This window comes from Stenotrophomonas sp. TEPEL, assembly GCF_004348785.1.
Classification (GTDB): Bacteria; Pseudomonadota; Gammaproteobacteria; order Xanthomonadales; family Xanthomonadaceae; genus Stenotrophomonas; species Stenotrophomonas indicatrix.
Genome location: NZ_QQXJ01000001.1, coordinates 2,723,558 through 2,729,384, shown reverse-complemented (window position 1 = coordinate 2,729,384; position 5,827 = coordinate 2,723,558). Strand labels below are relative to the sequence as shown.

At 63.2% G+C, this 5,827-nt stretch carries 3 protein-coding genes; all 3 read left to right on the top strand.

The window, feature by feature from the left end; translation table 11 throughout:
* The first annotated feature begins 225 nt into the window (after positions 1 to 225).
* A complete protein-coding gene (locus TEP_RS12400) occupies positions 226 to 882 on the top strand; it encodes a PilW family protein (protein WP_240790698.1) in 657 nt (218 codons plus the stop codon).
* Positions 883 to 889: 7 nt separating this feature from the next.
* Entirely contained in the window at positions 890 to 1,381 is a 492-nt protein-coding gene (locus tag TEP_RS12395) for a PilX N-terminal domain-containing pilus assembly protein (protein WP_132825467.1), read from the top strand.
* The coding region (locus TEP_RS12390) for a PilC/PilY family type IV pilus protein (RefSeq protein WP_132826527.1) at positions 1,378 to 5,827 on the top strand (4,450 nt) is incomplete at its 3' end. The genes TEP_RS12395 and TEP_RS12390, both read left to right, overlap by 4 nt.

Here is a 5,827-nt window from a genome sequence, read left to right as displayed (position 1 = left end):
CCGAACACCGCATTGGTGATGCCCTCGGACGACTCCAGCTCGGCCGCGTAGGCCGGGCCCATCTCGATCGCCATGTAGGCCAGGTCGCGGACCACGGCGAACAGCAGTTCGGCCATCGCCAGCGCGCTGACCAACCGGGTCGACGGCAGCGACATCATCGCCCTGCGTTATCTGATGCCAGACGGCGTTCCGATCACGGCCATTGGCGGGACCATCGAAAAGCCGGTGTACTCCTTTGAGGCCGCGCGTTGGCCGGTGCTGCGCAGCGGCGTCACCAACCCGGGGCTTTTCGGCGTTGCCGATTGTGGTTCGGCCACGGTTTTCCAAGCCAGCGCAGTCAACGCAACGGCCGGTACCATCACCTTCGACACCGTGAAGTTGAACGGCTCACGTACCTTCAGCACTGGCTACATGCTCGGCCAAGCGATGCTGTATCGCGCGGAAAGCGCTGTCTACTACGTTGGCTATGACGCGAACACCAAGCAAAGCTCGCTGTACCGGGTACGCTTTGGCGCGGCGCCCAATGGCGACCTGGTGGCGTCCAGCCCCGAAGCGATGGTGGAGGGCGTGGAGAACCTGCAGCTGCTTTACGGCCAGGACCGCAGCCTGGGCGCCCGGCCTTCGGGTTACATCGATCGCCAAGGTACGGCGAAGGCGGTGCAGGAGTCATTGCCCAGCGACGTCGGGCTGGCCTGGCGCCGGGTCGGTGTAGTCCAGGTGGGCCTGCTCGTCTCAAGCCCGGATCCGGCAGCGGCCCGCCAGGCGGACACCAACGCCGCGCTGGTATCGATGGGGGTCACCTATACCGCACCCACCGATGGACGCATGCGCGCCGTCTACCAGACTACCGTCGCACTGCGCAACCGCCTGTTCGGCAACTGAGGTCATCATGCGCTCTCACCGATTCCGGCCCGTCGCTCCCCACCGCCAACGCGGCGCGGTGCTGTATGTGGCCCTCATCATGCTCATTCTGTTGGCATTGATCGGCATCGCCGGCATGCAGGTCACCAGCATGCAGGAGCGCATGGCTTCCAACTACCTGCGCACGAACCTGGCGTTCCAGAATGCCGAATCCAGTGCACGCCAGATCGAGACCAGCATCGAGACCGCGCTGGACAGCGCCAACGTCTTCAGCGCCGACCAGGAAGAGTGCAGCCCGACCTACGATCCGCTGACCTGGGCCAACGGTGTCAGCAAGACGGCAGCCAGTTATACCCGGCGTATCGACAAGTGCTCTTCCGGCCCCACCGGCTCCAGCATCAAGACCGGCAAGCGCGCCAACGAAGAAACCGGAAACACCTACCAGGTCACGGCCCTGGCCAGTGATGCCCCCACCGACGCCTCCGCAAGTGCCGTCATCGACACGGTCTTCATCCCATGAACAACGAACGTCGTTTCCTTCGTCTCCGCACTTCGACCTGGCTGCGTGCCGGGGCCGGGGTCGCTGTGCTGGCCGGGTTGGCCGCGCTGATTCTTCCGCTGCAGGCCGCGCTCGGCGACTACGATATCGCCCAGGAGCCGCTGTACACCAAGCAGAGCCAGCCGCCGCTGATGATGATGGTGATGTCGCGCGACGAGCAGCTGTTCAACAAGGCCTACAGCGACTACAGCGACATCGGCGGTGGGCCGGGCGGGGAGCCGGACGGCATTCTTGATACCACCTATCTGGATGCATTCGAATACGGCGGCTACTTCGATTCCAAGCTGTGCTATGCGTACGCCAGTGGTGTGTTCAAGGCGTCTGCCACCGCAGGTGGTGCAAACGGCCACAGTTGCAGCAGTGCCTGGTCCGGCAACTTCCTCAACTGGGTGACGATGAGCCGCCTGGACGTGATGCGCGGCGTGCTCTACGGCGGGCAGCGTTCGGAAGACACGAAGGACAAGACTGTCATCGAGCGCGCGCAGATTCCCAATGATCTTCATGCCTGGGTCAAGGTCTACAGCGGCAGCGACATCGGCAGTTTCACGCCACTTTCCGGCACCCAGTCATTCTGCAATGCGACCATCGCCGCCAATGGTGCGCCGCTGATGCGTGTTGCGTCGGGCAACTGGTCCGAGTGGGCGTCCACCGCGTCCTACCAGTGCGGCGTCAATCGCTCTGGCGAGGGCAGTGCGGATACGCCGCGCTCGACGGCTGACTACACCGTGCGTGCTGAAGTGTGCGGCTCGACCAACGCAGCCTTGCGCGAAAGCTATTGCCGCAAGTACAACGATGGTGCTACAGACCGTTACAAGCCGGCTGGCGTGCTGCAGACCTATGGTGAGAGCGGGCGCCTGCGCTTCGGCCTGATCAGTGGCACTTACTCCAGTCCGCGCGACGGCGGCGTCCTGCGTCGCAACATCGGCAAGATCGCCGGCAACGGCACCACGTTCTGTGCCGCAGGCGATGAGATCAACCTGTCCACTGGCCAGTTCTGCAGCACGCTGGCCAGTGGTGCCGAAGGCATCATCAACACGATCTCCAACTTCCGTATTGATCAATGGAACTGGAGCAACAACTGGAACGACTGCAATACCTACGGCATCCTCAATCGTCAGGACCAGGGAGGCAATGGCAACCTGGCCGACCCGGGCACCAGTGGCCAGAAGTGCAGTGCCTGGGGTAATCCTCTGGCGGAGATGTACGCCGAGGCACTTCGCTACGTGGGGGGCGGTGCCAAGATCTACGGGGACAGTGGCGACCTCAGCGGCCTGCCAACCAGCGTGGCCTGGAAGGATCCCTATCGTCTGCCCGCCGATGGTGGCAACTCCTACTGCGCGACCTGCAGCATCCTGGTCCTGTCCTCGGGCCTGCCCTCGTTCGACAGCGACAATATCGGCTCGGTGGCCAATCTGGCCGCCGCCACCACGGCTACCGATGCCATCGGCGCTGCCGAAGGCATCGCCGGCAACACGTACATGATCGGCCGTATCGGCGACACCCCTAAAGGCACTTCGCTCAATACCCATGAAGATATCTGCCAAGGTCGGGCCGTAACCAGCCTGAGCAAGGCGCGCGGCATCTGCCCCGATATCCCTTCGATGGAGGGCAGCTACATGATGGCTGGCCTGGCCAAAGCGGCTGCCGAGACCGACATGCGCCCGGGCGTGCAGAGCAAGCCCTCGTCGTACAAGCTGACGGCGACTACCTATACCGTCGCGATGGCCGAAAACCTGCCGCAGTTTGAAATTGCGGTGGGCGGACGCAAAATCGGTCTGGCGCCGCTGTGCCAGGCAAACAATTCCGGCAGCGCGACGCAGACCACCAACGGCTGGCGCAGCTGCTTCCTGGGTTCAGTGGGGATCGGCATCAAGGAGGCCAACAGCAGTGGTGGCAACCTCGTCTATGGCCGTCCTTACCGCTCAGATGCAAAGGCCGGCAGTTTTTCGCTGGTATGGGAAGACTCGCTGTGGGGAAATGACCACGACAATGACGTTGTGGCCATGATGAGCTACTGTGTGGGCGCGACCTGCAACGACGCCTCCGGCTTCAACAACATCTGCTGGCGTGCCGATACCAGCAAAAGTGTCAGCGCTGCAAACAATGCTGCGGTCTGCAACACAAACGGTACCGTCAGCGGCACCGTGGCTGAGGATGAGGTGCTGGTCCGCATCGAAAACCTGTCTGCCTATGCCGGCAACGCGATGCTGACGGGCTATACGATCACCGGTTCCAACGCATCCAATACCGTGCAGCGGCTCGCGCTGCGCCCGGGTAACTCCAACGGCTCCGTGCTGAGCACCACCAACAACTTCCCCAGCAACTGGCAGAAGCCGGTGGTCATCAAGTACAAGGCGTCGACCAACGCTGCCGGGCAGCTGGAAAGCCCGTTGTGGTATGCGGCGAAGTACGGCGTCCCTGCGGGTGGCAAGGCATGGGACAGCAAAAAAAAGGGCGTGCCGGACAACTACTTCCTGGCTCGCAACCCGACCAAGCTGAAACAGGCACTGGAAGAGATCTTCGACAGCGCGGCCGAGGGCGATGCGCCTGTGGGTGGCAGTGGCTCGGGCGCGCGCATCAGCACCGGGTCGTTCACGGTAGCGTCGCATTTCCGCGTACCCTCCGGCAGCAACGACTGGACCGGTGATGTCATCGCCACGCGGGTCACCAATACCGGCGCCGACGGTGCAGAACTGTGGCGAGCATCAAGCAAGATCGCCTCTTCAACCCGGCGCATCTACATGGCGACCGCACCTACCTCAACCGATTCGGCCAAGGATACGGTCACTGCTGCGAAGGTGGCAGAGTTTACTTCGGCCAACCTGCCCGGCGCCGACGACAATGCGAAGGCGGCGGCCCTGGGCCTGGTCACGCGTCCGGACTGGTACACCGGCAAGACATCGGCCAATCTGGTCAGCTATCTGCGCGGCGCGGCCATCAGTGGTTTCCGCACGCGTACCTCGCCGCTGGGCGATATCGTCAACTCGGGTACCGAGGTCGTCTCCAACCGTGATGACTTCGGTTACAGCTACTGGAGCGTCCAGGCGGCTGCGTGGAAGAAGACGCTGGGAACGTCGTACGCCACGTACCTGAAGGCGAAGCAGGCCAGCAGTGGCCCACCGACGATGATCTATGTGGGTGCCAACGACGGCATGCTGCATGGTTTCAACGGCTCGGACACTGCCGCAGCCGGGACCGAGGAGCTGGCCTTCATTCCGTCGTCGTCGCTGCAGCACATCGCAGAACTGGCCAATCCCAAGTATGGTCACCGCTACTACGTGGACGGTCCGCTGACATCGTCGGACGTATACGACGGCAGTAATTGGCGCACCGTGCTGGTGGGTACCACCGGTGGTGGCGGCTCGTCGGTCGCGCCCAGCGGCGGCAAGGCCAGCAATGGTTCGGTGTTCGCGCTCGATGTGGGCAATCCGACAGGTTTCGCTGCCAGCAACGTGCTGTGGGAAGTGTCGGGCAAGACCGAGTCGGATCTGGGTTTCGTACTCGGCAAGCCGGTGGTGGTTCCGGTATCGGGGACCACGGCTGGTGGCCAGCCACGTTTCGTCGCGCTGTTCGGCAACGGCGTCAATTCCACCAGCGGCAAGCCCGTTCTGTTCGTGGTCGACATCGCCACCGGCAAGGTGCTGCGCAGGATCTCCCCGACCGGTGCGGCCTACGCCAACCGCAACGGGCTGATCAACGTCGCCACAGTGGCGCTGAAGAACAACGACGGCATCACCGATACGGTGTACAGCGGCGACATGCAGGGTAATCTGTGGAAGTTCGACCTGTCCGATGCCAACCCGGCCAATTGGGGCGTGGCACTGGGTGGGGCGCCGCTGTTCACAGCTGTGCGCGCCAGCAAGCCGCAGCCGATCATGGGCGGCATTGAAGTCACCCGTGGTCCCAGCGGTGGCGTCAGCCTGTTCTTTGGCACGGGCCAGTATTTCGCTGCAGATGACAATGCAGTGAGCAGCTCGTCGCCGGTGCAGAGCCTGTACGGTGTGTGGGACAACCTGCAGACGGCGGCTGGCGGTCGCGCCAACCTGGTGCAGCAGAACATCATCACCACAACGGCCACCGATGGTTACTCGGCGCGTGCCGTCAGCAGCACCAGTTTCGTGTACGGCACCGTTCGCGGCTGGTATGTGGACCTGGTGGTGAACGGCAGCATCGAAGGTGAACGCTTCGTGGGCAACCCGAACGTGCAGGGTGGCACGGTGTACTTCACCACCTACGTTCCCGGCACGGCCATCTGTGGCAGCGGTGGTGGCGTGAACTGGATGTATGGCCTGAACCTGTTGACCGGCGAAGGAGCCATGAGTGGGTTGAGTTCGACCATCGGTGGAACCTCGATCTGTACTGGTAACTGTGCGGGCGTGGCGCTGACCAAGGGCGGGGATCTGGGGC

Excerpts from the sequence above, each read along its gene's own strand:
- TEP_RS12395 (WP_132825467.1), top strand. The coding sequence starts at position 890 with ATGCGCTCTCACCGATTCCGGCCCGTCGCTCCCCACCGCCAACGCGGC.